Origin of the sequence: Citrobacter sp. Ce119 (genome assembly GCF_030334525.1) — a bacterium.
In the GTDB taxonomy this organism is placed as follows: domain Bacteria; phylum Pseudomonadota; class Gammaproteobacteria; order Enterobacterales; family Enterobacteriaceae; genus Citrobacter; species Citrobacter europaeus.
Genome location: NZ_JAOWDR010000045.1, coordinates 289038 through 314953, shown reverse-complemented (window position 1 = coordinate 314953; position 25916 = coordinate 289038). Strand labels below are relative to the sequence as shown.

Below are 25916 nucleotides of genomic sequence, written 5' to 3'. Positions count from 1 at the left end.
GACTAGTTTCGGTTTCGGGTGACTTTTATCACGTCCGGCATGACGCGAATTTTGCGCATGATATTCGCCAGGTGCACGCGATCGCGAGCGGTCAGGCGAATAAAGGCGCTATAGACGCGGCCATCTTTCTCTTCCGTATTCAGACTTTGAATGTTGGAGGTGGTCGTGTTGATTGCCGCCGTCAGGTTCGCCAGAGCACCCTGGTGGTTAAACATATCCACCTTAATCTCTGTAATGAACTCCTGCTCCGTCTCTTTATCCCATTCCACCGCCATAAACTTCTCTGGCTCTTTCTGGTAGCCACGAATATTACGGCAGGATTCATGGTGAATCACCAGACCTTTACCCGGACTGACGTGGGCAATGATTGGATCGCCTGGAATCGGACGACAGCATTTCGCAAAGGTGATCAGCACGCCGTCTGCGCCTTTGATCGGCAGATGACCGTGACCAGATTGCGCCGGCACATTTGTTGTTGCTTCGCCCTGCTGAAGGTTTTTCGCTACCACCACGCTCATGGCGTTACCCAGACCGATTTCTGCGAGCAGATCGTCAAGCGTGGCGAGCTTCATACGCTCAAGCTCACGCTGGATGCTCTCTGGTGGGATCTCAGCCAGTTTACGGCTACCGCCCAGGGCATGGTTGAGCAGTCGACGACCCAGACTAACGGAATCATCGCGCTTGAGGTTTTTCAGCAGTTGGCGAATTTTGGCGCGCGCTTTCGAACTGACGACGAAGTTGAGCCATGCGGCGTTCGGACGTGCGCCCGGCGCGGTAATAATCTCAACGGTCTGGCCGCTAAAGAGCGGTTGTGAAAGCGGGTAAGGCTGTCTGTCGACGCGTGCGCCAACGCAGGCGTGGCCGATATCGGTATGCACGGCGTAGGCAAAGTCGACAGGCGTTGCACCGGCAGGCAGTTCGACAATGCGCCCTTCCGGTGTGAAAACATAAATCTCATCCGGGAAGAGATCAGATTTAACGCTTTCAATAAATTCAAACGAGCTACCGGCGCTCTGCTGCAGTTCCAGCAGGCTTTGCATCCAGCGCTGAGCGCGGATTTGCGCAGTGGTGCTGCTTTCGCCGCCGTGCTCTTTGTAAGCCCAGTGCGCTGCAACCCCCATCTCTGCCATCTGGTCCATGTCTTCAGTACGAATCTGTACTTCTACCGGGACACCGTGTGGGCCGATCATTGAGGTGTGCAAAGACTGATATCCGTTAGCTTTCGGAATGGCGATATAGTCTTTCACGCGACCAGGACGTGGTTTGTACAGGCTGTGCATCTGGCCGAGTACGCGATAGCAGGTATCGGAATCATGAACGATAACGCGAAACGCGTAGATGTCCATGATGGAGTGAAAACGCTGCTCTTTGAGCACCATTTTGCAGTAGATCGAGTACAGGTGCTTCTCACGCCCGCTTACGCGACACGGAATGCCTGCCTCTTGCAAACGCCCTTCGATTTCCGAGAGGATTTTTTGGATCATCTCTTTACGATTGCCGCGAGCGGCTTTAACCACTTCTTTAATCACGCGATAGCGGTTTGGGTACAACGCTTCAAAACCCAGCTCTTCCAGCTCGGTTTTAATGTGATGAATACCTAAACGGTGCGCCAGCGGACTATAGATTTCGAGGGTTTCACGGGCGATGCGGCGACGTTTGTCCGGGCGTAATGAGCCCAGCGTGCGCATGTTGTGGGTACGGTCAGCAAGTTTGATGAGAATGACGCGGATATCCTGCACCATCGCCATAATCATCTTGCGAAAGTTTTCAGCTTGCGCCTCTTTCTTATCGCGAAACTTAAGCTTATCAAGCTTCGATACCCCTTCTACCAGTTCTGCAACGCTTTTACCAAAAAGCTGTTCCATATCCTGGTAGGTGGCTGGAGTATCTTCAATCACGTCATGCAGCAGCGCAGCCATCAGCGTTTCGTAGTCGAGTTTCATCTCGGCCAGAATGCAGGCTACCGCTACCGGGTGCGTGATATAGGGTTCACCGCTTGAACGTGTCTGGCCCTCGTGAGCGTCACGTGCAACGAGATACGCCTGCCGAAGACGCTTAATCTGGTCTTCCGGCAGGTAGTTTTGAATCAGTTGATTCAGGCTTTCAAACAGATACAAGGGCGACCCGCTTTGTGATTAACGACGACCTTCAGCAATAGCGGTAACGGCTTGTAATTCAGCGGCTTCCTGCTCTTGCTGTTCCTGGCGCTCACGCACGTCGAGGATCTGGTTGTTGATCAGACCTTCTTCGATTTCGCGCAGCGCGATAACGGTAGTTTTATCGTTTTCTTCCGGTACGAGCGGATCCTTTCCGCCTACCTGCATCTGACGAGCGCGACGCGCGGCGACCAGTACCAGGTCAAAACGGTTACCAATTTTCTCTACAGCGTCCTGAACAGTTACGCGTGCCATACTTAAAATGCTCCACAGGTGAAGAAATGACTGGGCATGATACTGAATGTGGGTTCAGTCTGCCAACAGTTTGCTGATTAAAGCGTCATGACGCTGCTTTTGGCGGCTCATGCGCAGACGTTCGGCGCGAATGATAGTTTTCAAATCGCCCAGGGCGGTATCGAAGTCATCATTCACAATAAGATAATCATATTCGGCGTAATGGCTCATTTCTGCAACAGCTTGCGCCATACGTTTTGCGATCACGTCTTCGCTATCCTGACCGCGACCACGCAGACGGCGGTCCAGCTCAATCTTAGATGGCGGCAAAATAAAAATACTGCGCGCATGCGGCATTTTTTGACGAATTTGCTGCGCACCTTGCCAGTCGATATCTAAAAAGACGTCTACGCCGGATGCCAATACTTGCTCAATGGTCTCACGCGAGGTGCCGTAGTAATTACCGAAAACCTCAGCGTGTTCCAGAAACGCGTCTCTGCCAATCATGGTTCTGAATTCGTCATGGTTCACAAAGAAATAGTGTTCACCGTGCACTTCCCCCGGGCGCGGCGCGCGCGTGGTGTGCGAAACAGAAACCTGGGTGTCATACAACGGTTGGGTCTTTAATAAAGCCTGAATCAGGCTGGATTTACCCGCGCCACTGGGGGCAGAAACAATATAAAGCGTGCCTTGAGCCATGAGTATCTTAATGTATGTGATTGTCGAAAGAGAGCCTACATACGGGCTTATTATACACGTAGCCGCTATGTGACGTAGCCCTTGTCACACTTTTTGCGCATGTTTATTGCGTTTTGCGTACCAGTTTCCTGTTTTATCCGCGATTTGCAGCAATTTGTGCAAATGTCAGGAATGGTGCTCGCAGGATGATTTTTTGCCGCTCTGTTTCCCTTTTACTTCGCGCTATATCTGCCGGGAAATGCAGTGTTCAGCGGAGGTAACATGGGATTATGGAAAGGCATAGGGCTGGTTTTGCTAATGGGATGTCTACCCGCATGGGCGGTATGCCCAGTCTGGTCTCCTGCCAGGGCAAACGAAGAAATTTCTCGACTACAGCAGCAGATCACACAGTGGAATGACAGTTACTGGAAACAGGGTGAAAGTGCCGTAGACGACGGCGTTTATGACCAGCTCAATGCGCAACTCATCCAATGGCAGCGCTGTTTTGGCGATGAAGCCCCACCAGATCTGTCTGCGCCCCCAATAAGTGGCACCGTCCCGCATCCAGTTCCCCACACGGGAGTCCGTAAACTTGCCGATAAGCAAGCGCTACAGCAATGGATGCACACTCGCAGCGATCTCTGGGTACAGCCAAAGGTGGACGGCGTGGCGGTCACGCTGGTCTATCGCAACGGCAATCTGATACAGGCGATTAGCCGTGGTAACGGCCTGAAAGGCGAAGACTGGACGCAAAAGGTTCTTCAGATCCCTTCCGTGCCACGCACCACCACAGGACAGCTCGCTAACAGTACGTTGCAGGGGGAGATATTTTTACAGCAGCAGGGGCATATCCAGCAACAGAAAGGCGGAATGAACGCCCGCTCAAAGGTTGCTGGAATGATGATGCGCCAGAGCAACCCGGAAATATTACGCTCGCTGGATATTTTTATCTGGGCCTGGCCTGATGGTCCGGCGCTCATGTCTGAAAGACTGGAGCAACTCACGGCTGCCGGGTTCAGTTACACGCAACGCTATACTCAGGCTGTGAAAAATGCGGATGACGTCGAAAAGTCGCGCGCCAGGTGGTGGAGTTCAGCATTACCCTTTGTGACGGATGGCGTAGTGGTGCGAACGGCAAAAGAGCCACGGGCACAGTATTGGCTACCCGGGCAAGGTGACTGGCTGGCGGCGTGGAAATATCCTCCTGTGGCAAGGGTATCTGAGGTAACGGGTATTCAGTTCTCCGTTGGCAAAAGCGGGAAAATTGCGGTGGTGGCATTGCTGACCCCCGTCATGCTGGATGATAAGCGGGTGCAGCGCGTCAATATTGGCTCTGTACGACGCTGGAATGAATGGGATATCGCGCCAGGCGATCAGATTCTGATAAGCCTCGCTGGACAAGGGATCCCCCGTATAGATGAGGTGGTCTGGCGCAGTACCCAGCGTATTAAGCCGGTGCCACCTGAGGGGCGCTTCAATTCATTAACCTGTTTTTATGCCACAGCGGAGTGCCAGGAACAATTTGTTGCCAGACTGGTCTGGCTGGGCGGTAAAGAAGTGCTGGGGCTGGAGGGTATCGGCGAGGCGGGATGGCGGGAGCTCCATCAGGCGTATCGTTTTGAACATATCTTTTCCTGGCTAGGATTAACCCAGGCGCAGCTACAGTCCACCTTCGGCGTGAACAAAGGGGAGAAGTTGTGGCATCAGTTCAACCTGTCGCGCCATCTCCCGTTCACGCGCTGGGTGATTGCCATGGGAATACCGTTAACACAGGCAACGCTGAATGCCAGTCGGGATGGTTCGTGGCAGCAGTTACAGGCGCGCAGCGAACAAAGCTGGCGGCAGTTGCCTTTCATGGGGGAGCGGCGGGCACGCCAGGTGATGCAGTGGCTGGAGAATAGAGAGATCATTGCGCTGAGCAACTGGTTAGCTGCTCAGCGGATCGCGGGCTTTATGCCTTAATGGCCTTCATGGCGATAGTAAAATACCGGTAGCCCTAACTTCAGGCGCAGCGCCAGCAGTCGGGCGGTAAAGCCGAAGAGCAGGGTAGAGATAACCACTACATCGTGACTGGAGACATAATGTTGCAGCACGATGTACAGCACGGCAGCGGCAAATGAAACGCCGGCATACAGTTCTTTCTGGAATACTAATGGGATACGTTTGCAGAACATGTCACGTAAAACACCACCAAAGACGCCGGTAGTGACTGCAGCGACTACGGCGATAATCGGCCCATGACCCATATCCAGCGCCACCTGAGCGCCAATAATAGAAAAAACCACCAGGCCCAGCGCATCCAGTACAAGGAATATTTTACGCAGATAGGGCATGACGGGAGCAATAATGGTGGTGAGTACCGCAGCGGTCGCCACGATAATGACGTATTCAGGGTGCTTTACCCAGCCAAGCGGATAGTGGCCGAGAAGAATGTCGCGTACTGAGCCGCCGCCAATGGCGGTCGCGGTAGCAATAATAATGACGCCAAATGTATCCATACGACGACGCCCAGCCGCAAGCGCACCGGTCATGGCTTCGGCAGTAATACCAATTAAATATAAAACGTGTAGCAGCATGTATTCCCCCTGATTTGCTGGGGGCTAAGGTTAACGATTTGTGCGCATTGTCACGATTGAGATTTTCTAAGGTGAAGCGATTTTAATAACTACAGCTAATGCGAATGTGCTAAAAATACGTGGTGACATGCGCTTTGTGTTATTGGTGGTGATAATAAATGATGAGAAAATATAATTCGGAATGAATGGGAAGAATACCAAAGCGAAGGGAAAACACGTAGTCCCGCCGTTTATTGGCGGGCTACGTAGAATGCTGGCTTATTCGATGTTCTGGATCTGCTCGCGCATTTGCTCGATCAATACCTTCAGTTCAATCGCGGAATTCGTCACCTCGGCATTGATAGACTTGGATGCCAGAGTGTTCGACTCACGGTTGAATTCCTGCATCATGAAGTCCAGACGACGGCCAACCGCCTCTTTCTTCTTCAGAATGTTGTAGGTTTCTTTGACGTGGGCTTCCAGACGATCTAACTCTTCTGCCACATCGATGCGCTGCGCCATCAGCACCAGCTCTTGCTCAAGGCGGTTATTTTCCAGTTGCACCTGGGCGTCTTCCAGTTTGGCTACCAGACGCTCGCGCTGCCATTGCAGGATTTCCGGCATATGTGCACGTACTTTCGTAACTTCAGCGCTGACGCCTTCCAGACGCTGCTCGATCAGCGCTTTCAGCGCCTGACCTTCGGTTTCACGCGCGACGATGAAGTCATCCAGCGTACCGTCAAGCGCAGCGAGGATTTCGGCGGCAATGGCGTCCAGATCTTGCTCCTGGGCAGCCATTACGCCTGGCCAGCGCAGGATATCAACCGGGTTAATTTCACCTTCATCACTCTGCATTTTGACCCAGTTAGCTGCACTCACGAGCTGTTTAGCGAGCTTTTCATTCAGAATCAGCTCGCCCTGGGCGCTGGCATCGGGCTCAAAACGCAGCGTACACTCGACTTTACCGCGCGTCAGACGTGTGCGGATGCGCTCGCGAACAACGGGTTCAAGGCTACGGAACTGCTCCGGCAGGCGAAAATAAGTTTCCAGATAACGCTGGTTTACCGAGCGCATTTCCCAGGTTGCGCTACCCCATTCACCCTTGATTTCACGCCGGGCGTAGGCGGTCATGCTGCGGATCATAGACGTTCCTGTTTTTAAAGATGAGATGGGAGGATTATAGCCATCCACGTCTTGTCAGGATAGGAATAACAGTCGGAAGTCCGTATAATGCGCAGCCACATTCGTTTCAAGCCGGAGAATTTATCATGCGTCCAGCAGGTCGTAGTGCCAATCAGGTGCGTCCCGTCACCCTGACCCGTAATTATACAAAACACGCTGAAGGCTCCGTGCTGGTCGAATTTGGTGATACCAAAGTGCTGTGTACCGCCTCGATTGATGAAGGCGTACCGCGTTTTCTGAAAGGACAGGGCCAGGGCTGGATCACCGCAGAATATGGCATGCTGCCACGCGCCACGCACACCCGTAACGCCCGTGAAGCGGCGAAAGGTAAGCAGGGCGGTCGTACCATGGAAATCCAGCGTCTGATCGCGCGTGCGCTGCGCGCCGCCGTTGATCTGAAGACGCTCGGCGAATTCACTATTACGCTGGACTGCGATGTTATTCAGGCCGATGGCGGTACGCGCACCGCATCCATTACCGGTGCTTGTGTCGCTTTGGCTGACGCGCTGAACAAACTGGTAGCAAGCGGTAAGCTGAAAACCAACCCAATGAAAGGGATGGTCGCGGCGGTCTCCGTAGGTATTGTGAACGGCGAAGCACTCTGCGACCTGGAATACGTTGAAGATTCTGCCGCAGAAACCGACATGAACGTGGTGATGACTGAAGACGGTCGCATTATAGAGGTGCAGGGCACGGCGGAAGGCGAGCCGTTCAGCCATGAAGAACTTCTCACCCTACTGGCATTGGCCCGAGGGGGGATCGAGTCCATTGTAGCGACGCAGAAGGCGGCGTTAGAAAATTGATTTTAAAGGCGACTGATTAGTCGCCTTTTTTTTGTCTGTAATAAAGTGAGATGAGGAGCGAATCCATGAAACCGTATCAGCGCCAGTTTATTGAGTTTGCGCTTAGCAAGCAGGTACTAAAGTTTGGCGAATTTACGCTGAAATCCGGGCGCAAAAGCCCCTATTTCTTCAACGCCGGGCTGTTTAATACCGGGCGCGACCTGGCACTGTTAGGCCGTTTTTATGCCGAAGCGCTGGTGGATTCCGGTATTGAGTTCGATTTGCTGTTTGGTCCGGCCTACAAAGGTATTCCGATTGCTACCACAACGGCCGTTGCGCTGGCGGAACACCATGATAAAGATTTGCCGTACTGCTTTAACCGTAAAGAGGCGAAAACCCACGGCGAAGGCGGTAATCTGGTAGGTAGCGCACTTGAAGGGCGTGTCATGCTGGTCGATGATGTTATCACCGCAGGTACGGCTATTCGTGAGTCGATGGAAATTATCCAGGCTCATGGCGCCACGCTGGCGGGGGTACTGATTTCTCTCGATCGTCAGGAACGCGGTCGCGGCGAGATTTCAGCGATTCAGGAAGTGGAACGCGATTATGGCTGCAAGGTGATTTCTATCATTACCCTGAAAGAATTGATTGCGTATCTGGAAGAGAAGCCAGAGATGGCAGAGCATCTGGTGGCAGTACGGGCCTATCGCGAAGCGTACGGCGTTTAAGAATTGCCGGATGGCGCTGCGCTTATCCGGCCTACGTAACCCCGTAGGCCGGACTAAACAAATCTGCTATTGCAACTGAGCAGCCACCAACGGCCAGCGGGTGTCGAAATCATCCGTCGGACGATATTTAAATTCGCTACGTACAAACCGGGACAGCATACCTTCGCAGAAAGCCAACAACTGGCTGGCCAGCAGCGTTTCATCCACGGTGTAGCCTTCACCTTCACGCATTCTTTTTTCTCGCAGAACCTGGCGTAATTGCGCCTCAATTCGCTCAAAAAGCTGGTTAATACGTCCTTGCAGACGATCTTGCTCGAACATCAACGCGTGTCCGGTCAGAATTCGCGTCAGGCCAGGGTTGCGCTCACCGAACCCTAAAATGAGCAGTACGATCAGACGCAAGCGCGCGTTGGTGTCCTTTTCATCTTTCAAAATCAGATTGATTCGGGTAATCAGACTATCTTCGATAAACTCAATCAGGCTATCGAACATGCGAGTCTTGCTGGGGAAATGGCGATACAATGCCGCTTCGGATACGCCAACTGAGGCTGCCAGCTTTGCTGTGGTGATGCGTTGGCTACCATCGCTGGACTCAAGCATCAGTGCCAGAGACTGAAGTATTTCTTCGCGACGATTCCTTTTCGCAGTTTGCTTTTCTACCATGTTACAAAATACCCCTGAAAATAAGCTCTTGCCAGGCAGGCATCCACACAGCGACCGCAAACTGTTGTTTGCGGTATGTTATTGCGTTATTACGCTGTGGGATACTTTTCTGCGGGTTACTTGCGCCCGGAATGGCCGAAGCCACCTTCGCCACGATCGGTGGCTTCAAACTCTTCCACCAGATTAAATTCAGCCTGCACAACCGGTACAAATACCATCTGCGCGATGCGCTCGCCCGGCTCGATAGTGAAGCTGTCCTGACCACGGTTCCAGACGGATACCATCAGCTGGCCCTGGTAGTCGGAATCAATTAAACCGACCAGATTGCCCAGTACGATACCGTGCTTATGGCCCAATCCGGAACGCGGGAGCATTACCGCTGCCAGAGAAGGATCGGCAATGTGGATAGCTAACCCCGTTGGTACCAGCGTTGTTGCGCCCGGCGCCAGTTCTACGGCGTCATCAAGACAAGCACGCAGGTCAAGTCCGGCAGAACCAGAGGTGGCGTACGTAGGAAGCGGAAATTGTTGCCCTACGCGCGGGTCCAGAATCTTAACGTCGATTTTTTTCATCATAACGGGTCACGATCTCGTCGAGTAATAATTGGCCCAGGAGTTCTTTGCGCTCAAGCGGTAAGACTTTATCTCCATCCTGCCAAAAAAGGTGTAATGCGTTGCTGTCGCTGTTAAATCCTTGAGTAGACAGCGAAACATCGTTCGCACAGATCACATCAAGGTTTTTGCGGATGCGTTTTTGCCGGGCATATTCTTCCACATTATTTGTTTCGGCGGCAAACCCAACGACAAAGGGACGGTTAGCAACCAGTGCGGCAACACCGGCGATAATATCCGGATTTTTGACCATTTTTACTGTTAATTCATCACCCTGCGTCGCCTGCTTTTTGATTTTTTCGTGGGCGATCGTGTCAGCGCGATAATCAGCGACTGCGGCGCAGCCGATAAAAATATGCTGTTGTTGCACCGCAGATTGCACGGCGGCTTCCATCTCCAGCGCGGTCATCACATCAACGCGCTGGACAAATGGCGGAGTGGGTAACGAAACCGGACCCGATACCAGCGTGACGTTTGCTCCGCGCTTTGCGGCCGCGGCTGCGATAGCAAATCCCATTTTCCCGGAGCTGTGGTTGGAAATATAACGCACGGGATCAAGCGGTTCACGCGTCGGGCCCGCCGTAATCATGATGTTGAGATGTTGCAGGGAGTTGACAGGTGAAAAATGTTCTGCCGCCATATCCACAATGGTTAATGGGTCCAGCATACGTCCAGGACCGATATCACCACATGCCTGACTACCGCTGTCAGGGCCCCAAATGAGCAACCCTCGCGAAGCAAGGATGCCCAGGTTGTGCTGGGTCGCGGCAGCGCGGTACATCTGCTGGTTCATGGCCGGTAGCACGGCAACAGGCGCTGGCGTTGCCAGACAGATTGTTGACACCAGATCGTTGGCCATACCTGCGGCAACGCGAGCAATCAGGTCTGCCGTAGCAGGGGCCAGGATAACCAAATCGGCCCATTTCCCCAGCTCAATGTGGCCCATCGCGGCTTCGGCTGCAGGATCAAGCAGGCTGTCGGAAACGGGATAACCCGAAACGGCCTGTAAGCTCAGAGGTGTAATAAACGCTTTTGCCGCTTCGGTCATCGCCACGCGGACGTCAGCGCCGCGTTCCCGTAAACGACGTACCAGCTCAGGGGTTTTGTACGCAGCAATGCCGCCACTGACGCCAAGTACGATTTTTTTACCGGCCAGGCTCATCATGATCTTTCCTGTTGGGTTTCACCAGAAGGCGGATATTTTATCACAATCCGCAATTTGTCGTGCTTTTGCCCGCGATCCAGTTTGCGAGGCGCTACGAAGAAGTGAAAACAGAGCGTCGATTCACCGCTGGCGTTATGCCACTATGCGCACGCTAAAGGAGAGGAAAAGCATGGGAAATACAGGACGTATAATGCCTCGGGAAAAGCTGTTGGCGCAGGGGGCCAGTTCGCTGACCGACGTTGAGCTACTGGCTCTATTTTTACGCACCGGGATGCTGGGTAAAGATGTGCTTACGCTGGCGAAAGAGATGCTTCAGCATTTTGATTCGCTGTATGGCCTGTTGTCTGCTGATTACTTGGATTTCAGCTACGTTCAGGGCATCGGTATCGCGAAGTACGCGCAACTGAAGGGAATAGCGGAGCTGGCGAGGCGTTATTACAACGTACGGGTGATAGAGGAGCGCGCGATACTTAGCCCGGAAATGGCGCGCGAATTTCTGCAAAGTCAGCTCTCGCAAGAGGAACGCGAGATCTTTTTTGTGATCTTTATGGATTCTCAACACCGTGTGATTAAGCACAGCAAACTTTTTTCCGGTACGCTAAGCCACGTTGAGGTGCATCCACGAGAAATTGTCCGTGAAGCGATAAAAATGAATGCTTCGGCGGTGATCCTTGCACATAATCACCCTTCGGGGTGTGCAGAGCCGAGCAAAGCAGATAAACTCATCACCGAGCGTGTTGTGAAATGCTGTCAGTTCATGGATATCCGGGTGCTAGATCATCTGGTCATTGGGCGCGGAGAGTACGTTTCTTTCGCGGAACGCGGTTGGATTTAACGCACTTTACGCGATCCATCGGGATCTTTGTCTGTTCGGGACTTGAGCATAACGCCGGGTCAGCGTATACTACGCCACCTTTGAGAATCTCGGGTTTGGCATTTGGGCCTGGCAATCGAGAGTTCACTTAGAACTATGCGATGACCGGGCTGTAAAGCCTGACGAGGCGCCGATACCCCATACGAAGCTCGAGCTAATTTGATTTTTGGAGAATAGACATGTCCCGAGTCTGCCAAGTTACTGGCAAGCGTCCGGTGACCGGTAACAACCGTTCCCACGCACTGAACGCGACTAAACGCCGTTTCCTGCCTAACCTGCACTCTCACCGTTTCTGGGTTGAGAGCGAGAAGCGTTTTGTCACCCTGCGTGTATCTGCTAAAGGTATGCGTGTTATTGATAAGAAAGGCATCGAAACAGTTCTGTCTGAACTGCGTGCCCGTGGCGAAAAGTACTAAGTACTAAGAGGAAATAAATCATGGCTAAAGGTATTCGTGAGAAAATCAAGCTGGTTTCTTCTGCTGGTACTGGTCACTTCTATACCACTACGAAGAACAAACGTACTAAGCCGGAAAAACTGGAACTGAAAAAATTCGATCCAGTTGTCCGTCAGCACGTTCTCTACAAAGAAGCGAAAATCAAATAATTCTCGCTTTGATGTAATAAAAAACCTCGCTTCGGCGGGGTTTTTTGTTTTCTGGCCGTCCCCATATTAATGTGACCTGATACATCGCCGGAGATACTATGCCTGAATTACCTGAAGTCGAAACCAGCCGCCGCGGTATTGAGCCGCATCTGGTGGGGGCAACGATTATGCACGCGACGGTGCGTAACGGTCGTTTGCGTTGGCCGGTATCTGAGGAAATCTATCGTCTGAGTGATAAACCCGTTCTGAGCGTACAGCGGCGCGCGAAATACCTGCTGCTGGAGCTATCGGATGGCTGGGTAATCATTCATCTGGGGATGTCGGGTAGTTTGCGTATCCTCCCTGAAGAGCTTCCGGCAGAAAAGCATGACCACGTTGACCTGGTGATGAGCAATGGCAAAGTCCTGCGCTATACCGATCCACGCCGTTTTGGCGCATGGCTGTGGGCTAAAGAGCTGGATGGGCATAATGTCCTCGCTCATCTTGGTCCTGAGCCGCTGAGCGATGATTTCAACGCCGGTTATTTGCAGCAGAAATGTGCGAAGAAGAAAACTGCGATTAAGCCCTGGCTGATGGATAACAAGCTGGTGGTGGGGGTGGGTAACATCTATGCCAGCGAGTCGCTGTTTGCGGCTGGCATCCATCCTGACCGTCTGGCGTCATCTTTGTCGCAGGACGAGTGTGAACTGCTGGTGCGCGTCATCAAGGCGGTTTTGCTGCGTTCTATTGAGCAGGGGGGCACCACGCTGAAGGATTTCCTGCAAAGTGACGGTAAGCCGGGCTATTTTGCCCAGGAGCTGCAAGTCTATGGGAGAGAAGGTGAACCCTGTCGCGCGTGCGGCGCGCCAATCATTGCGACAAAACACGCCCAGCGCACAACGTTCTACTGCCGTCGCTGTCAGAAATAACACCGTTATTGGCCGGAGGTCGCATACGTCTCATCCGGCCAGACGTATTACTTCAGTTTACCCAATAATGCCTGATGGACGTTTTTCGGCAGAAAATGCGTCACGTCACCCTGATGGCGGGCAACTTCTTTCACCAGCGACGATGAGATAAATGACCACTCTTTAGACGGCATCAAAAAGACGCTTTCCAGTTGTGGCATCAGGTGACGGTTCATATGGGCCAGCTGCATTTCATATTCAAAATCGGCTACCGCACGCAGACCACGGATCAGAATATTAGCCTGATTATCGCGGGCAAAATTTGCCATCAAATCGCTGAATCCCAGAACTTCGACATTGCCAAGATGCGCCGTTGCCTGTTGCGCCAGCTCAACACGCTCTTCCAGAGTAAACATCGGCTTTTTACTGGGACTTGCGGCAATGGCCAGAATTACGTGATCGAACATGCTTGTTGCACGCGTCACAATATCGAGGTGGCCGTTAGTAATGGGATCAAAGGTTCCCGGATAAATCGCCCGTTTTTGCATGACTTGCCTCAATGCGTTTTGGGTGGCAGATAAGGTTCCAGCAGCTGCAGCAGACGCTGTAGCGCGCCCTGATTTTGATACAGAACTTCAACTGCGTGACGGCCATAAAAATTACGATAATCTGCATCGGTCAGTAAAGAAGAGACTTCTTTCACCAGCGTCGTTGCGTCGGTGACGGTGATCAATCCGCTTGCCTGTTCGAGGCGGGCGCAAATATCTTTAAAATTAAAAGTATGCGGTCCCATTAATACAGGAATGGCGTGTGCCGCGGCTTCCAGTGGATTGTGTCCACCACGTTCAACCAGTGAACCGCCGACAAAAGCGAGGTCGGCAATGCCGTACAGTAGCATCAGCTCGCCCATGGTGTCGCCGATCACAACCTGAGTACCCGATGACGGAACTTCGCCCGAAGAGCGTGTGGTATAGCTTAGCCCAGCCTGGCGTACGAGGTTAATAGCATCCGGGAAGCGTTCCGGATGTCTGGGAACCAGAATCAGTAAAAGATTCGGGAACTGATTTAATAACGCCTGATGGGCGGCAATGATAATGCTTTCTTCGCCGTCGTGGGTGCTGGTTGCAATCCATACCGGGCGGTGAGGCGCCCATTGACGACGTAATGTGACTGCTTTTGCGGCCAGTTGCGGCGTGACGGAAATATCAAACTTCAGGCTACCGGTGACGGTGACCTGATTGCTTCTGGCGCCAAGCGCAATAAAACGTGCGCCATCTTCTTCGTTCTGGGCGGCAATCAAGGTGATACGACGCAGCAGCCTGCCAACAAATTTCCCTAATTTAGCGTAGCCAGCAGCTGAACGAGCTGAAAGACGTGCGTTGGCAATAACCAGCGGGATGTGGCGCTTATGGAGCGCCGCGATCAGATTTGGCCACAGCTCTGTTTCCATAATTAACACCAGCTTGGGGTCAACTTTATTCAGAAAACGGTTCAGGGCATCCGGTAAATCGTACGGCAGATAAATGTGTTGAACGTCAGTGCCAAAAGCGGATTGTACGCGCTCGGAACCGGTTGGCGTCATGGTGGTTACCGTGATCGGCAAGTCGGGATAACGATGTCGCAGAGCGCGGACTAATGGGATAGCTGCCAGCGTTTCGCCTACTGAAACTGAATGAAGCATGATGCCGCCTGGTTTAAGCGGACGGCGGTAAAAGCCGTAGCGTTCACCCCAGCGTTTACGGTAGGCCGGAGCCTTACGTCCGCGCACCCAAAGCCGTATCCAGATCAGAGGCTGAATAAGGTAGAAAAGGGCGGTGTAAAGCAATTCGAGCATAATGGTAGCTGACTTATGAATGTGCTGGGGATTCTATGTATTTAGTTGTGGCTTTACCAATACTTTTCCTATTTTTAAATTAAATAGCGTCTCAGGCGGGGATTACCTTGGGTGCAAACATCTTTTGCATCTTTACGATATCTGTTGATATTTTCAGGTTTAGTCGAGCCAGAGAGCTTAAAATCAAAAGGTCTTGACATGGTAATTTATTGATTTATATGGCTTAATGATATTGGTTGTGCAAGAATTATTCGAGTCGGAACATGGCGAAAGAAGTGATACACTAGCGCGTAAAAAATCAGTGCGATATCAGTAATCAGGTAGCTGTTGAGCCTGGGGCGGTAGCGTGCTTTTTTCTGCTTAACTTTACCGGACACTCACGATAAAAGAGCCGCTTGTGGATAAGCCAATTAATAGAATTCTGGTCATAAAAATGCGTTTTCACGGAGATATGTTGTTAACAACTCCTGTCATTAGTACGCTAAAGCAGAACTATCCTGAAGCGAAAATCGACGTGCTTCTTTATCAGGATACCATCCCAATTTTGTCGGAAAACCCAGAAATTAATGCCCTTTATGGTATTAAAAATAAAAAGACAAAAGTAACCGACAAAATTACTAATTTCATGCACCTGGCCACAACGTTACGCGCAAATGGGTATGATTTAGTTGTAAACCTTACCGACCAGTGGATCGTCGCGATATTGATGCGGCTACTGAATGCGCCGATTAAAATCTCTCAGGATTATGCTCATCGGCAATCTTCTTTTTGGAAAAATAGTTTTACATGTCTGGCTCCGCTGAGCGGAGAAAATGTGGTGGAAAGTAATCTGTCTGTGCTGGCCCCGTTGAAACTTAACTCGACTGTGACGCATACCACAATGAGCTATCCTCCGGATAGTTGGGAACGTATGCGCACAGAATTAAATCGGGCTGGGGTTGGTGATGAATACGTTGTTATTCAACCGACGGCACGTCAACGCTTCAAGTGTTGGAATAACGAAAAGTTTTCACAGGTAATTGACGCCTTACACCAGCGTGGTCTGGAGGTAGTTCTGACCTCTGGCCCAGGCGCAGACGATCTGGCTTGCGTGAATGAAATTGCACAAGGTTGCAAAGAAAAGCCCGTTACTGCGTTGGCCGGAAAGATGAGCTTCCCAGAGCTAGGAGCAGTCATCGATCATGCCCAGTTGTTTATTGGGGTGGACTCTGCTCCCGGACACATTGCTGCTGCGGTTGATACACCATTGATATGCCTGTTTGGCGCAACGGATCATAATTTTTGGCGACCATGGTCAAAGCAGATGATTCAATTTTGGGCTGGTGATTACCGTCCGATGCCACCACGTGAGCAGCGCGATCGCAATGAAATGTATCTTTCGGTGATTCCCGCTGACGATGTTATTGCTGCTGTCGATAAACTATTACCCGGTAGACTTGTGCCGCCACAAGCGGGGAGTCCCGTATGATTGTTGCTTTCTGTTTGTATAAATACTTCCCATTCGGTGGGTTACAGCGTGATTTTATGCGCATTGCGCAAACTGTAGCGGCACGAGGTCACCATGTTCGTGTCTACACGCAGTCCTGGGAAGGTGAGTGTCCTGACGTTTTTGAATTAATTCTTGTACCGGTAAAGTCCCGGACAAACCATGGCCGCAATGCGGAGTATTATTCCTGGGTCCAGGCTCATTTACTTCAGCATCCTGTCGATCGGGTTGTTGGTTTTAATAAAATGCCGGGCCTGGATATCTACTATGCTGCTGACGTTTGCTATGCCGAGAAAGTGGCGCAAGAAAAAGGTTTCCTCTATCGGTTAACTTCACGATATCGGCACTATGCAGCGTTTGAGCGTGCGACGTTTGAGCAGGGTAAATCGACGCAGCTATTAATGCTAACTGATAAGCAGATTGCTGATTTTCAGAAGCATTATCAGACAGAAGCTGAGCGATTTCATATTCTTCCTCCCGGGATTTATCCGGACAGAAAGTATAGTCAGCAGATCCCGAATAGCCATGAAGTTTTTCGCCAGAAAAACGGTATAACAGAGCAACAAAATCTTTTATTACAGGTAGGCTCTGATTTCACTCGTAAAGGTGTGGATCGTTCAATTCGCGCGTTGGCATCATTACCAGAAACTCTTCGAACCAATACGCTACTGTTTGTTGTTGGACAAGACAAACCGAGAAAATTTGAGGCGTTGGCGGAAAAACTTGGCGTACGCAGTAATGTCCATTTCTATTCAGGCCGTAATGATGTTGCAGAATTAATGGCTGCGGCTGATTTATTGATGCATCCGGCTTATCAGGAGGCGGCAGGCATTGTGCTACTAGAGGCAATCACTGCAGGGCTGCCGGTTTTGACCACAGCTGTATGCGGTTACGCGCATTATATTGTTGATGCTAACTGTGGTATGGCAATTGCAGAACCATTCCGGCAAGAAACGCTGAATGAAGTCTTACGTAAAGCGCTGGTAGAGCCTTCATTGTGTTCTGAGTGGAGGGAAAATGCGCGAAACTATGCGGATACGCAAGATTTATACAGCCTACCGGAGAAAGCAGCGGATATGATTACGGGTGGTTTAGATGGTTGAATTAAAAGAACCGTTAGCCACATTATGGCGCGGGAAAGATGCATTTGAAGAAGTTAAAAATTTACAAGGTGAAGTATTCAGAGAGCTGGAAACTCGCCGTACGCTACGATTTGAACTAGCGGGTAAAAGCTATTTTTTAAAATGGCACAGAGGCACTTCTCTGAAGGAGATTGTTAAAAATCTACTTTCATTACGCATGCCAGTATTAGGTGCTGATAGAGAATGGAATGCTATTCATCGCCTGAGTCAATTGGGCGTGGATACAATGACAGGGGTGGGATTTGGTGAGAAAGGATTGAATCCACTGACTAAAACCTCGTTTATTATTACTGAGGATCTCACTCCAACCATCAGCCTGGAAGATTACTGTGCGGAATGGGCCACAAATTCTCCCGATGTGAAAGTGAAGCGTATGATTATTGATCATGTTGCCACCATGGTGCGTAAGATGCATGCTGGAGGTATCAATCATCGCGATTGCTATATTTGCCACTTTTTATTACATCTTCCTTTTTCTGGGTATGAGGACGATCTCAAGATTTCAGTGATTGATTTGCACCGTGCTCAAATTCGGTCGACCGTTCCCCGACGCTGGCGCGACAAAGACTTGATTGGTCTCTATTTTTCATCCATGAATATTGGATTAACACAGCGTGATATATATAGATTTCTACGCGTCTATTGCGAATTGCCATTGAAAAGCATCCTAAGCCAGGAGGCTGATTTGTTCAATGAAGCACAGGTTAAAGCTAATAAAATACGCGAAAGAACAATTCGTAAATCTCTGTGATTAATTTATCCTGAACTATTTGGAATAGGGCATGTGAGAACGTGGTTTATTTCTCAAAAATTGGTAAGAGTCAAATGTCTCAATTTAGTGATAAAGAAGTTATCCTTTCTGTTTTTGAGTACGATTTTCGGGAAAATACTTCTGCAGAGTGTTTTAATATCGGTTATGGTATTGACAGGAATTTTTTATTTGGCTGCGGCGTTTCAATAGCCTCTATATTATTGTCGAATAAAAAAATCGATTTCACATTTCATATATTTACTGATTATTTCGATGAGAGTGATAAAGCCAGATTCTCCGATCTGGCTAAACAATATCAATCCTGTATCAAAGTCTACCTAATTGATTGCAATAAATTAAAAGACTTACCTAGTACCAAAAATTGGACTTATGCAACATACTTCCGTTTTGTTATTGCAGATTATTTCTATAAAAAGGTAGATAAATTATTATACCTTGATGCTGATATTGCTTGCCAGGGTTGTGTACGAGAACTGGTCGATTATAAGTTTTCCGCAGATGAGATCGCTGTCGTTGTAACGGAAAGAGATTCCGAATGGTGGCATAATCGTTCTGTAACTCTGGCCACTCCAGAATTAACTGCCGGATACTTTAATGCTGGATTCTTACTTATCAATATCAACGCATGGCACAGTAATAATATCTCTTCCCGAGCCATCGAAATGTTGCGTATTCCAGAATGGGTGGAAAGAATAACTCATCTTGATCAAGATGTCCTTAATGTGTTGTTAGCCGGAAAAGTAACTTTTATCAATGGTAAATACAATACTCGCTTTAGCATTAATTATGAACTGAAAGATAAAGTAGTCAACCCTGTTAATAATGAAACTGTCTTCATTCATTATGTAGGACCGACTAAACCCTGGCATGAGTGGTCCAACTATCCGGTATCGAAGAGTTTTTTAGTTGCGAAAGAGGCCTCGCCCTGGCATTCAGTCGCGCTTCTCAAACCGACCAATAGTAACCAATTCAGATATTGTGCAAAGCATAAATTTAAACAAGGGTTATACGTTCAGGGACTGTATAGCTACTTTAATTATTATCTGACCAAGTTGAAAGGTTAACTGCTGGTTAAGTGCATTACTAAAATCATCCATAACTATGCAGAACTTGGCCGCTGAAAAATATAGCTGAAATAATTAAAGGTAATTAAATTGGACTTCAAAAGGTTAACTAACTTCAAAGATATCATTGAGTTAGACAGACGTGTTACTCCATGTGATGATCGTGACACTTTTAATATTTCATGGGGGATCGATAAAAATTACCAAACTGGTGCGGCAATCTCTATTGCATCTATCCTTGAAAATAATAAAGAGAGTAATATTAATTTTACCTTTCATATTATTGCGGATTATTTAGACCAAGATTATATTGCACTTTTGACACAGTTAGCAGAACAGTATAAAACAGTTATTAAGCTATATCATATTGATTCTGAACCGTTGGTGTCACTGCCTAAAACAAATATATGGCCAGTGTCAATATACTATCGCTTGCTTTCATTTGATTACTTTTCTGAACGATTAGATCGACTGCTATATCTAGATGCTGATATTACGTGTAAAGGCTCTTTAGAGGATCTTGCCGCTCTGAAATTTGATGGGGAATATGGTGCGGTCGTAGTAGATGTTGATTCCATGCAGGCTAAAAGCGCAGAACGTTTACATAACCCTGAGTTTAAAGGCAACTACTTTAACTCGGGGGTCATGTATATAAACTTGCAACAATGGCTTAACTCTAGTTTGACGAAGAGATTTTTTGAACTATTGTCAGATGAAAATATAGTTTCCAAAGTAAAATATCCTGATCAAGATATTTTAAATATTATGTTTTTGCATCATGCGGTATTATTACCGAGAAAATTTAACTCAATTTACTCATTGAAGTCTGAGTTTGAAATTAAAAATAAAAATCATTATAAATCAGTGATTAATGAAGAGACAGTATTTATTCATTATACTGGTGTAACAAAACCATGGCACGAGTGGGCTGATTATTCCTCAGCACAGTTTTTCCGCACAGTATATGAGAAGTCACCATGGAAGAATCAGCCTTATCAAGTTGCAAAACAAAAACATGAATATAGAGAAAAATATAAGCATCTTCTTTATCAAAATAAAATAATTCCAGGCCTGATCGCAGCAATTAAATATAAGACAATGTGAAGGTGATCTTTATGATTGATAAAATCATATTTACTGTAACCCCTATTTATTCTATTCCACCACGTGGTGCCGCAGCAGTTGAGACCTGGATGTATCAGGTTGCACAGAGAACTCAATTCCCTAATCGTATTGTCTGCATAAGGAATGAAGGATATTCTGATTATTCTTACGTAAACGAACGATGCAGTATTCATCGCATTGGATTTAGTCCGTTATATAAGCGTATTTTCCAAAAGTGGACCCGACTGGATCCGGTACCTTATTCAAAGCGCATACTGAAAGTTGCTGAAAAGTTTGAGATAACCGATCAAAGTGTGATTGTTGTCCATAACAGTATGAAGCTATATCGACAAATTCGCTCGCGAGCTCCTCAGGCAAGAGTTGTGATTCATATGCATAATGCTTTTGAACCTAAGTTGCTCGATCAAAAAGTTAAGATGATCGTACCAAGTTTGTTTTTGAAGAATTATTATCAATCTTATCTTCCTGAAGCTGATATTGTTATTGTACCTAATGGTATTGACCTGGATATCTATCAATCGTCCTATGAATCCATATCAAAGAGTAAATTAAATATTTCCCCAGAAAGCAAGGTGGTATTTTTTGCTGGACGCATAGTACCTGATAAAGGTGTTCTCTTGCTTCTGCAGGCTTTTGAAAAGCTGCAACATGAAAACAAAAATCTGAAGCTTGTGGTCGTTGGTGATCACATGGAAGTAAGTAAGAATGATAAAGGTGATTATCAGCGCGAAGTGCGGGAGATAGCCGAGCGTCTCAAGCCACATTGCATTATGTTGGGTAGTATCTCTCCCGAGAAAATGCACTATTACTATCCACTGGCAGACATAGTAGTGATTCCTTCGCAGTTTCAGGAGCCATTTTGTATGGTGGCAATTGAGGCTATGGGAGCCGGGAGGCCTGTATTAGTCAGCACTCGAGGCGGCATGATTGAGTTTGTTAAAGATAAGATTACAGGCTATCACTTAACAGAGCCGATGACTGCAGACACTATTGCTGAGGATATCACCAGGGTCATGCTGGAAAGTGATTTACCGGATACGGCCCAACGAGGGCAGCAATACGTCTTTAAAAACTATAGCTGGTCTGCTGTTACGCAACGTTTTGAAGAGGTTATTTGTAACTGGTTCGAGTGATAAAAAGGCTACATAAAGTAGCCTTTTTTAATGATTTATTTATTCTTCAGGGCTAACAGTAACCCAGCAAAAATACCCAACAGATCTAATTCAATCTGCTCAACGTTACCGCGAATAATAAAATAACCGACAAATGAAAGTAAAATTATCATATAAGCATTGTATGGGGAGTGATAATTCTCCCTAAATGCATGCGTGACGCACTCTCTCACAATGCTTGTGTACACCAGTATTAATCCCAGAAGTCCAAGCAACCCTGTACCAAACCAGACAAAGAGAATAAGGTTGTGTGGCCCAATTGACTCACGGAATGTCCAGTTTGGATAATCAACAACACGCTTGTTGTACACTATCTTATAAGCATTGTTACCAAAGCCATAGCCTATAACCGGGTTTTCAAGGATTAGGTCAAACGCACTTCCTTGGGTACCATTAGTATAGCGGTATGAGCTGTCAGTTTGCTGTAATTTAACTGTCAGGTTTTCTGACATATCTTTGTGTGAAAAAATAGCTGTCAGAGCAACAATGGCGACGAGTACTCCAACAAGACACAATCGCCATTGTTTATAAATAACTATCCATGTAAGAGCGATGATAAATACCGATAACCAAGCGCCACGGGACAATGTTCCGAGAATTAGAAAGGTATAAATTGCCCCTAGCGTCAGGAATAATATACGGTATTTTGCTGATTTAAGTAACCAGAGATTCAGAAGCGCGGGAAATAAAAATACCATTGCGTCTGAAATTCCGCGATGTTGATAATTAGTAAAAGGCATGATTCCTTGCTGATAGTCCTGATAATAAAGGACAAGTTCTGAAAGGCATCGCAAACTAAGAGCTGTAAGGAACGAGAAGAATATCAACTTCGAAATGGTTTCTTTGCTTTCTTCTCTTAATAATACAGGGATCGCAATGGTGCATAATAAAACATTTTCAACAACAGAGTTGTTTATCTCTTTCAGGCTGGCTTTTAGTTCAGGAGTGAACATTAAAGAGACGAAAGTAGCGATTACAAGAAATAATACACTTGAAAAAATAAATGTTTTAAAAGTTGAAATGTAATGACGAGGATTATTGCATAAATAGACTATCGTAGTGATTGTCATCAGTATGACAATCAAATGTTTATAACGTGTAATATCACCTAAGAAATAGGTGGCGATAAAAAGAAATACAAGTCCTCTATTCCAGTTTACCTTCCAGTTTTTTTTCTCATTTAAAAAAAACTTTGTTAGAGCCATCATTTCTCCGACACCGGCAGACAATTATTCAAAAATTCACAATTAATTGATCTAAATACGGTCGAAGAATGCAAGTCTGAAAGGTTTTCACTTCCTGAGCGACATACCACTTGATTCTTCCCATACCCACCAATCAATCCTGGGTCCGTTGGACCGTACAACGTAATATTAGGGCGATCCAGCGCAGCGGTTAAATGGCTCAGGCCTGTATCAACCGACACCACAAATTTTGCCCCCGCCAATACGCGAGCGACCTCTTCAAGAGTCATCCGTGGAAGAACATCAACATAAGAAAAACCATCCGCCAGCCTAAGGGCCCGTGCTTCTTCATGGGGAGCACCCCAGGGCAGTTTAATACGTATGCCAGCGTTATTTAACAGGCCAATTAGCTCCCGCCAGTTGGCTTCTGGCCAGTGTTTATCATCACGCGTCGTGGCATGCAGAAATACGGCATACTGTCCTGTCTCAGCATTACGTTCTTTCAGAAAATGCTGAGCGATAGCGTAATCACCCTGCGACTGCGGTTTAGCATATCCCAGACTTTTGGCGAACAGCTCACGCGTACGTTCTACCGCATGCTGCTGCCGGGCAATGTGATGTTTGCGATTATAAAACAGGCTAGCCAAGGGTTCGCGTGCCGTGCTCCAGTCCATACCATGCTTGATGCCACGCGCCAGACGCGTAACCAACGCTGCGCTTTTAACCAAACCCTGCGCATCAATTATCGCGTCATACTGGCGTAAACGCACCGCATCGCGAAAGGCTTTACGCTCGGCTTTAATCGGCGCTGAAAACCAGGCTTTACGCCAACGACGAATCGCCACTGGGATCACGCGGTCAACGGCCGCATGCCAGGATGGGATCTGCGCGAAGCCCTCTTCCACTACCCAATCAAATTGAATATCCGGCATGACCTGCTGCGCGTCAGTTAATGCAGGTAACGTATGCAGTACATCGCCCATAGACGATGTTTTAACGATCAGTACCCGCATCCGTCAGGCTTCCTCTTGTAACAACAGGTCGTTGAGCTCTTCCAGTACGCGCTGGGGGGTAATGTCAATCAGGCTCTGATGATAGCCTTCTGCCGCATCGCCCTTGCGTACTTTGTGATAACCCGTAATCAGGCGAATCACGCGCGCCTTGTGTGAAAGAGGCGGAGTGAAATCCGGGCTGCTGGGGCCGTATAATGCGACCAATGGGCGGTTTAGCGCGGCGGCAACGTGCATTAATCCAGAGTCGTTGGTGACCACCGCTTTGCAGGCTGCGAGAAGGATGACGGCCTGCTCCAGCTGTGTTTCGCCCGCCAGATTACGGCACCATGCCTGCTGCTCAACGCTCAGCGTCGCCAGGATCTCATTTCCGGCCTCATGGTCTTTTGCCGAGCCAAACAGCACAATCTGATGGCCCTCATCGATCAATTGCTTCGCCAGTTCTGCGTAGTGGTAATGTGGCCATCGTTTTGCAGGGCCAAATTCCGCGCCAGGGCAAAAGCCGATGATGGGGCGTTCGGCAGAGAGGGAAAACTGACTACAGGTCAGTGATTTCTCGCCTTCGCTGACCTGCAACTGCGGCCATAGCAGAGGCTGCGGCAAATCTTTGGCCGTCAGCATCACACCTTTATCATAAGCCAGGGCCACATAGCGCTCGACCATCAACGGCCATGCGTCTTTATCCAGCACGCGCGCATCGTTTAGCAGACCGTAGCGCATTTCGCCACGCCAACCGGTACGATGGGGAATGCCAGCAAAGAACGGCACCAGAGCTGATTTAAACGAGTTAGGCAGCACATAGGCGCGGTCATAGCGCTTTTCACGCAGGCTGTGACCGAGTTTACGGCGTTCGCCGATCTCCAGCGCGCCATGACCCAGCGGCATGGCAATGGCTTCGTTGACTTCAGGCATGCGCGACAGCAGCGGACGGCACCACGCAGGTGCCATCACGTCGATTATCGCCTGGGGATAGCGCGCCTTAAGCGTGCGATAGAGACTTTGCGACATCATCATGTCGCCCACCCAGGACGGGCCCACCACCAGAATCCTCATTGATTGCCTGCCTTACGCGTCGCGGTTCAGCCAGGCCATATATTCCGTGACGCCTTCGGCGACGGTTTTAAACGGCTTGTCATAGCCCGCTGCGCGCAGGTTAGTCAGATCGGCCTGAGTAAATGCCTGGTAGCGACCTTTCAGTTTTTCCGGGAATGGGATGTACTCAATGCTGCCTTTGTTGTGATACGCAAGCGTAGCATCGGCAACGGCCTGGAAAGATTCCGCACGACCGGTACCGAGGTTAAAGATGCCGGAAACCCCGTTTTCCAGGAACCACAGGTTTACCGCAGCCACATCGCCGACATAAACGAAATCACGTTTGAAGTTTTCACTGCCTTCGAACAGTTTTGGTGTTTCGCCATTGTTGAGCTGGGTATTGAGGTGGAAGGCGACGCTCGCCATGCTGCCTTTATGGCCTTCACGTGGTCCGTAGACGTTGAAATAGCGGAAGCCAACAATCTGAGAGTTCGCTTCTGGCAGGATCTGACGAACGTACTCGTCGAACAGGAATTTTGAGTAACCGTAGACGTTCAGCGGCTTCTCATATTCACGGGATTCGATGAAATCAGAAGTGCGACCGCCATAAGTGGCGGCAGAAGACGCGTACAGGAACGGGATTTCACGCTCCAGGCAGTAGTGCAGCAGCTCTTTGGAGTATTGATAGTTGTTATCCATCATATACTTGCCGTCCCACTCGGTGGTGGAAGAGCATGCGCCTTCGTGGAAAATCGCTTCGATATCGCCGAAATCTTCCCCGGCCATAATCTGGATCAGGAAGTCTTCCTTGTCCATGTAGTCAGCAATATTCAGATCCACCAGGTTAACAAACTTGGTGCCGTCTTTCAGGTTGTCCACCACCAGGATGTCGGTGATGCCTTTATCATTCAGGGACTTAACGATGTTGCTGCCGATAAAGCCCGCGCCGCCGGTAACGATGATCATAAATGTAACC

Annotated in this window: 27 protein-coding genes; 13 read left to right on the top strand and 14 right to left on the bottom strand. The window is 48.8% G+C overall.

Features of this window, described 5'->3' with window-relative positions; translation table 11 throughout:
* Positions 1–2 precede the first annotated feature (2 nt).
* Genes spoT through gmk form a run of 3 tightly spaced genes read right to left on the bottom strand, consistent with a single transcriptional unit; the run spans position 3 to position 3089 of the window.
* Positions 3–2117 carry a bifunctional GTP diphosphokinase/guanosine-3',5'-bis pyrophosphate 3'-pyrophosphohydrolase gene (spoT, locus tag OGV80_RS08050; protein ID WP_032950538.1) on the bottom strand — a complete coding sequence of 705 codons (2115 nt, stop codon included), beginning with the start codon at positions 2115–2117 and terminating at the stop codon, positions 3–5.
* A gap of 18 nt (positions 2118–2135) precedes the next feature.
* Positions 2136–2411, bottom strand: coding sequence for a DNA-directed RNA polymerase subunit omega (rpoZ, locus tag OGV80_RS08045; protein ID WP_000135058.1), 276 nt, complete (start codon positions 2409–2411; stop codon positions 2136–2138).
* A 54-nt stretch (positions 2412–2465) separates the two neighbouring features.
* A complete protein-coding gene (gene gmk / locus OGV80_RS08040) occupies positions 2466–3089 on the bottom strand; it encodes a guanylate kinase (RefSeq protein ID WP_019078035.1) in 624 nt (207 codons plus the stop codon).
* A gap of 261 nt (positions 3090–3350) precedes the next feature.
* On the opposite strand from gmk, the gene ligB reads away from it, so the two are divergent.
* Complete coding sequence (ligB, locus tag OGV80_RS08035; RefSeq protein ID WP_047407829.1) at positions 3351–5030, top strand: NAD-dependent DNA ligase LigB; 1680 nt, start codon at positions 3351–3353, stop codon at positions 5028–5030.
* Here the strand turns inward: ligB and OGV80_RS08030 are convergent.
* Both OGV80_RS08030 and OGV80_RS08025 read right to left on the bottom strand, forming a co-directional pair.
* Positions 5027–5644: a trimeric intracellular cation channel family protein gene (locus tag OGV80_RS08030; RefSeq protein ID WP_003024049.1), complete on the bottom strand. Its 618-nt coding sequence runs from the start codon at positions 5642–5644 to the stop codon at positions 5027–5029. The two genes, ligB and OGV80_RS08030, sit on opposite strands and share 4 nt — an antisense overlap.
* Positions 5645–5902: 258 nt before the next feature.
* The gene (locus OGV80_RS08025) at positions 5903–6766 is read right to left on the bottom strand and encodes a YicC/YloC family endoribonuclease (protein WP_003024052.1); all 864 of its coding nucleotides are present in this window, start codon (positions 6764–6766) and stop codon (positions 5903–5905) included.
* Positions 6767–6891: 125 nt separating this feature from the next.
* Between OGV80_RS08025 and rph the strand changes: the two genes are divergently transcribed.
* Both rph and pyrE read left to right on the top strand, forming a co-directional pair.
* Positions 6892–7608: a ribonuclease PH gene (rph, locus tag OGV80_RS08020; RefSeq protein ID WP_003024054.1), complete on the top strand. Its 717-nt coding sequence runs from the start codon at positions 6892–6894 to the stop codon at positions 7606–7608.
* 65 nt (positions 7609–7673) lie between these two features.
* Complete coding sequence (pyrE, locus tag OGV80_RS08015; protein WP_043018746.1) at positions 7674–8315, top strand: orotate phosphoribosyltransferase; 642 nt, start codon at positions 7674–7676, stop codon at positions 8313–8315.
* A gap of 66 nt (positions 8316–8381) precedes the next feature.
* Here pyrE and slmA read toward each other — a convergent pair whose 3' ends face one another.
* From slmA to coaBC, 3 genes are all read right to left on the bottom strand, one after another.
* Entirely contained in the window at positions 8382–8978 is a 597-nt protein-coding gene (gene slmA / locus OGV80_RS08010) for a nucleoid occlusion factor SlmA (protein ID WP_003827257.1), read from the bottom strand.
* Between the two features lie 116 nt (positions 8979–9094).
* Positions 9095–9553 carry a dUTP diphosphatase gene (gene dut, locus OGV80_RS08005; protein WP_003827259.1) on the bottom strand — a complete coding sequence of 153 codons (459 nt, stop codon included), beginning with the start codon at positions 9551–9553 and terminating at the stop codon, positions 9095–9097.
* On the bottom strand, positions 9531–10751 hold the full coding sequence (coaBC, locus tag OGV80_RS08000; protein ID WP_155269049.1) for a bifunctional phosphopantothenoylcysteine decarboxylase/phosphopantothenate--cysteine ligase CoaBC: 1221 nt from the start codon (positions 10749–10751) through the stop codon (positions 9531–9533). Before coaBC ends, dut begins: the two co-directional genes overlap by 23 nt.
* A gap of 172 nt (positions 10752–10923) precedes the next feature.
* On the opposite strand from coaBC, the gene radC reads away from it, so the two are divergent.
* The 4 genes from radC (at position 10924) to mutM (ending at position 13140) form a co-directional block, all read left to right on the top strand.
* Entirely contained in the window at positions 10924–11589 is a 666-nt protein-coding gene (radC, locus tag OGV80_RS07995; protein ID WP_047407836.1) for a RadC family protein, read from the top strand.
* Positions 11590–11807: 218 nt separating this feature from the next.
* Positions 11808–12044 (top strand): 50S ribosomal protein L28, encoded by a 237-nt coding sequence (rpmB, locus tag OGV80_RS07990; RefSeq protein WP_003024071.1) that lies wholly within the window; start codon positions 11808–11810, stop codon positions 12042–12044.
* 20 nt (positions 12045–12064) lie between these two features.
* Positions 12065–12232, top strand: coding sequence for a 50S ribosomal protein L33 (gene rpmG / locus OGV80_RS07985; protein WP_003024094.1), 168 nt, complete (start codon positions 12065–12067; stop codon positions 12230–12232).
* A 98-nt stretch (positions 12233–12330) separates the two neighbouring features.
* Entirely contained in the window at positions 12331–13140 is an 810-nt protein-coding gene (gene mutM / locus OGV80_RS07980; protein ID WP_043018743.1) for a bifunctional DNA-formamidopyrimidine glycosylase/DNA-(apurinic or apyrimidinic site) lyase, read from the top strand.
* 47 nt (positions 13141–13187) lie between these two features.
* Here the strand turns inward: mutM and coaD are convergent, their stop codons facing one another.
* Both coaD and waaA read right to left on the bottom strand, forming a co-directional pair.
* Complete coding sequence (gene coaD / locus OGV80_RS07975) at positions 13188–13667, bottom strand: pantetheine-phosphate adenylyltransferase (protein ID WP_043018742.1); 480 nt, start codon at positions 13665–13667, stop codon at positions 13188–13190.
* Between the two features lie 8 nt (positions 13668–13675).
* Complete coding sequence (waaA, locus tag OGV80_RS07970; RefSeq protein WP_043018741.1) at positions 13676–14953, bottom strand: lipid IV(A) 3-deoxy-D-manno-octulosonic acid transferase; 1278 nt, start codon at positions 14951–14953, stop codon at positions 13676–13678.
* Between the two features lie 397 nt (positions 14954–15350).
* Between waaA and rfaQ the strand changes: the two genes are divergently transcribed.
* The 6 genes from rfaQ to OGV80_RS07940 all read left to right on the top strand — a co-directional run bounded on the left by rfaQ (position 15351) and on the right by OGV80_RS07940 (position 21675).
* On the top strand, positions 15351–16421 hold the full coding sequence (gene rfaQ / locus OGV80_RS07965) for a lipopolysaccharide core heptosyltransferase RfaQ (protein WP_072033413.1): 1071 nt from the start codon (positions 15351–15353) through the stop codon (positions 16419–16421).
* Positions 16418–17542, top strand: a complete 1125-nt coding sequence (locus OGV80_RS07960) for a glycosyltransferase family 4 protein (protein ID WP_193145690.1) — start codon at positions 16418–16420, stop codon at positions 17540–17542. Before rfaQ ends, OGV80_RS07960 begins: the two co-directional genes overlap by 4 nt.
* Entirely contained in the window at positions 17535–18332 is a 798-nt protein-coding gene (gene rfaP / locus OGV80_RS07955; protein ID WP_286514441.1) for a lipopolysaccharide core heptose(I) kinase RfaP, read from the top strand. Before OGV80_RS07960 ends, rfaP begins: the two co-directional genes overlap by 8 nt.
* Before the next feature lie 74 nt (positions 18333–18406).
* The gene (gene waaO, locus OGV80_RS07950) at positions 18407–19417 is read left to right on the top strand and encodes a lipopolysaccharide 3-alpha-galactosyltransferase (RefSeq protein ID WP_286514438.1); all 1011 of its coding nucleotides are present in this window, start codon (positions 18407–18409) and stop codon (positions 19415–19417) included.
* Between the two features lie 90 nt (positions 19418–19507).
* The gene (locus OGV80_RS07945) at positions 19508–20521 is read left to right on the top strand and encodes a glycosyltransferase family 8 protein (protein WP_043018736.1); all 1014 of its coding nucleotides are present in this window, start codon (positions 19508–19510) and stop codon (positions 20519–20521) included.
* Positions 20522–20532: 11 nt separating this feature from the next.
* Positions 20533–21675 carry a lipopolysaccharide N-acetylglucosaminyltransferase gene (locus OGV80_RS07940; protein WP_075145476.1) on the top strand — a complete coding sequence of 381 codons (1143 nt, stop codon included), beginning with the start codon at positions 20533–20535 and terminating at the stop codon, positions 21673–21675.
* Positions 21676–21710: 35 nt separating this feature from the next.
* Here the strand turns inward: OGV80_RS07940 and rfaL are convergent, their stop codons facing one another.
* Genes rfaL through rfaD form a run of 4 tightly spaced genes read right to left on the bottom strand, consistent with a single transcriptional unit; the run spans position 21711 to position 25906 of the window.
* The gene (gene rfaL, locus OGV80_RS07935; protein WP_286514535.1) at positions 21711–22919 is read right to left on the bottom strand and encodes an O-antigen ligase RfaL; all 1209 of its coding nucleotides are present in this window, start codon (positions 22917–22919) and stop codon (positions 21711–21713) included.
* Positions 22919–23911, bottom strand: a complete 993-nt coding sequence (gene rfaC / locus OGV80_RS07930; protein WP_043018734.1) for a lipopolysaccharide heptosyltransferase RfaC — start codon at positions 23909–23911, stop codon at positions 22919–22921. Before rfaC ends, rfaL begins: the two co-directional genes overlap by 1 nt.
* Positions 23912–23914: 3 nt before the next feature.
* Positions 23915–24961, bottom strand: a complete 1047-nt coding sequence (gene rfaF, locus OGV80_RS07925; protein WP_043018733.1) for an ADP-heptose--LPS heptosyltransferase RfaF — start codon at positions 24959–24961, stop codon at positions 23915–23917.
* A 12-nt stretch (positions 24962–24973) separates the two neighbouring features.
* Positions 24974–25906: an ADP-glyceromanno-heptose 6-epimerase gene (gene rfaD, locus OGV80_RS07920; protein ID WP_043018732.1), complete on the bottom strand. Its 933-nt coding sequence runs from the start codon at positions 25904–25906 to the stop codon at positions 24974–24976.
* Positions 25907–25916 lie beyond the last annotated feature (10 nt).

What these genes read in the sequence shown, in the direction of transcription:
- rpoZ (WP_000135058.1), bottom strand. Translation starts at nt 2,411, where the DNA reads ATGGCACGCGTAACTGTTCAGGACGCTGTAGAGAAAATTGGTAACCGT.
- gmk (WP_019078035.1), bottom strand. Translation starts at nt 3,089, where the DNA reads ATGGCTCAAGGCACGCTTTATATTGTTTCTGCCCCCAGTGGCGCGGGT.
- ligB (WP_047407829.1), top strand. Translation starts at nt 3,351, where the DNA reads ATGGGATTATGGAAAGGCATAGGGCTGGTTTTGCTAATGGGATGTCTA.
- OGV80_RS08030 (WP_003024049.1), bottom strand. Translation starts at nt 5,644, where the DNA reads ATGCTGCTACACGTTTTATATTTAATTGGTATTACTGCCGAAGCCATG.
- OGV80_RS08025 (WP_003024052.1), bottom strand. Translation starts at nt 6,766, where the DNA reads ATGATCCGCAGCATGACCGCCTACGCCCGGCGTGAAATCAAGGGTGAA.
- rph (WP_003024054.1), top strand. Translation starts at nt 6,892, where the DNA reads ATGCGTCCAGCAGGTCGTAGTGCCAATCAGGTGCGTCCCGTCACCCTG.
- pyrE (WP_043018746.1), top strand. Translation starts at nt 7,674, where the DNA reads ATGAAACCGTATCAGCGCCAGTTTATTGAGTTTGCGCTTAGCAAGCAG.
- slmA (WP_003827257.1), bottom strand. Translation starts at nt 8,978, where the DNA reads ATGGTAGAAAAGCAAACTGCGAAAAGGAATCGTCGCGAAGAAATACTT.
- dut (WP_003827259.1), bottom strand. Translation starts at nt 9,553, where the DNA reads ATGATGAAAAAAATCGACGTTAAGATTCTGGACCCGCGCGTAGGGCAA.
- coaBC (WP_155269049.1), bottom strand. Translation starts at nt 10,751, where the DNA reads ATGAGCCTGGCCGGTAAAAAAATCGTACTTGGCGTCAGTGGCGGCATT.
- radC (WP_047407836.1), top strand. Translation starts at nt 10,924, where the DNA reads ATGGGAAATACAGGACGTATAATGCCTCGGGAAAAGCTGTTGGCGCAG.
- rpmB (WP_003024071.1), top strand. Translation starts at nt 11,808, where the DNA reads ATGTCCCGAGTCTGCCAAGTTACTGGCAAGCGTCCGGTGACCGGTAAC.
- rpmG (WP_003024094.1), top strand. Translation starts at nt 12,065, where the DNA reads ATGGCTAAAGGTATTCGTGAGAAAATCAAGCTGGTTTCTTCTGCTGGT.
- mutM (WP_043018743.1), top strand. Translation starts at nt 12,331, where the DNA reads ATGCCTGAATTACCTGAAGTCGAAACCAGCCGCCGCGGTATTGAGCCG.
- coaD (WP_043018742.1), bottom strand. Translation starts at nt 13,667, where the DNA reads ATGCAAAAACGGGCGATTTATCCGGGAACCTTTGATCCCATTACTAAC.
- waaA (WP_043018741.1), bottom strand. Translation starts at nt 14,953, where the DNA reads ATGCTCGAATTGCTTTACACCGCCCTTTTCTACCTTATTCAGCCTCTG.
- OGV80_RS07960 (WP_193145690.1), top strand. Translation starts at nt 16,418, where the DNA reads ATGATTGTTGCTTTCTGTTTGTATAAATACTTCCCATTCGGTGGGTTA.
- rfaP (WP_286514441.1), top strand. Translation starts at nt 17,535, where the DNA reads ATGGTTGAATTAAAAGAACCGTTAGCCACATTATGGCGCGGGAAAGAT.
- waaO (WP_286514438.1), top strand. Translation starts at nt 18,407, where the DNA reads ATGTCTCAATTTAGTGATAAAGAAGTTATCCTTTCTGTTTTTGAGTAC.
- OGV80_RS07940 (WP_075145476.1), top strand. Translation starts at nt 20,533, where the DNA reads ATGATTGATAAAATCATATTTACTGTAACCCCTATTTATTCTATTCCA.
- rfaL (WP_286514535.1), bottom strand. Translation starts at nt 22,919, where the DNA reads ATGGCTCTAACAAAGTTTTTTTTAAATGAGAAAAAAAACTGGAAGGTA.
- rfaC (WP_043018734.1), bottom strand. Translation starts at nt 23,911, where the DNA reads ATGCGGGTACTGATCGTTAAAACATCGTCTATGGGCGATGTACTGCAT.
- rfaF (WP_043018733.1), bottom strand. Translation starts at nt 24,961, where the DNA reads ATGAGGATTCTGGTGGTGGGCCCGTCCTGGGTGGGCGACATGATGATG.
- rfaD (WP_043018732.1), bottom strand. Translation starts at nt 25,906, where the DNA reads ATGATCATCGTTACCGGCGGCGCGGGCTTTATCGGCAGCAACATCGTT.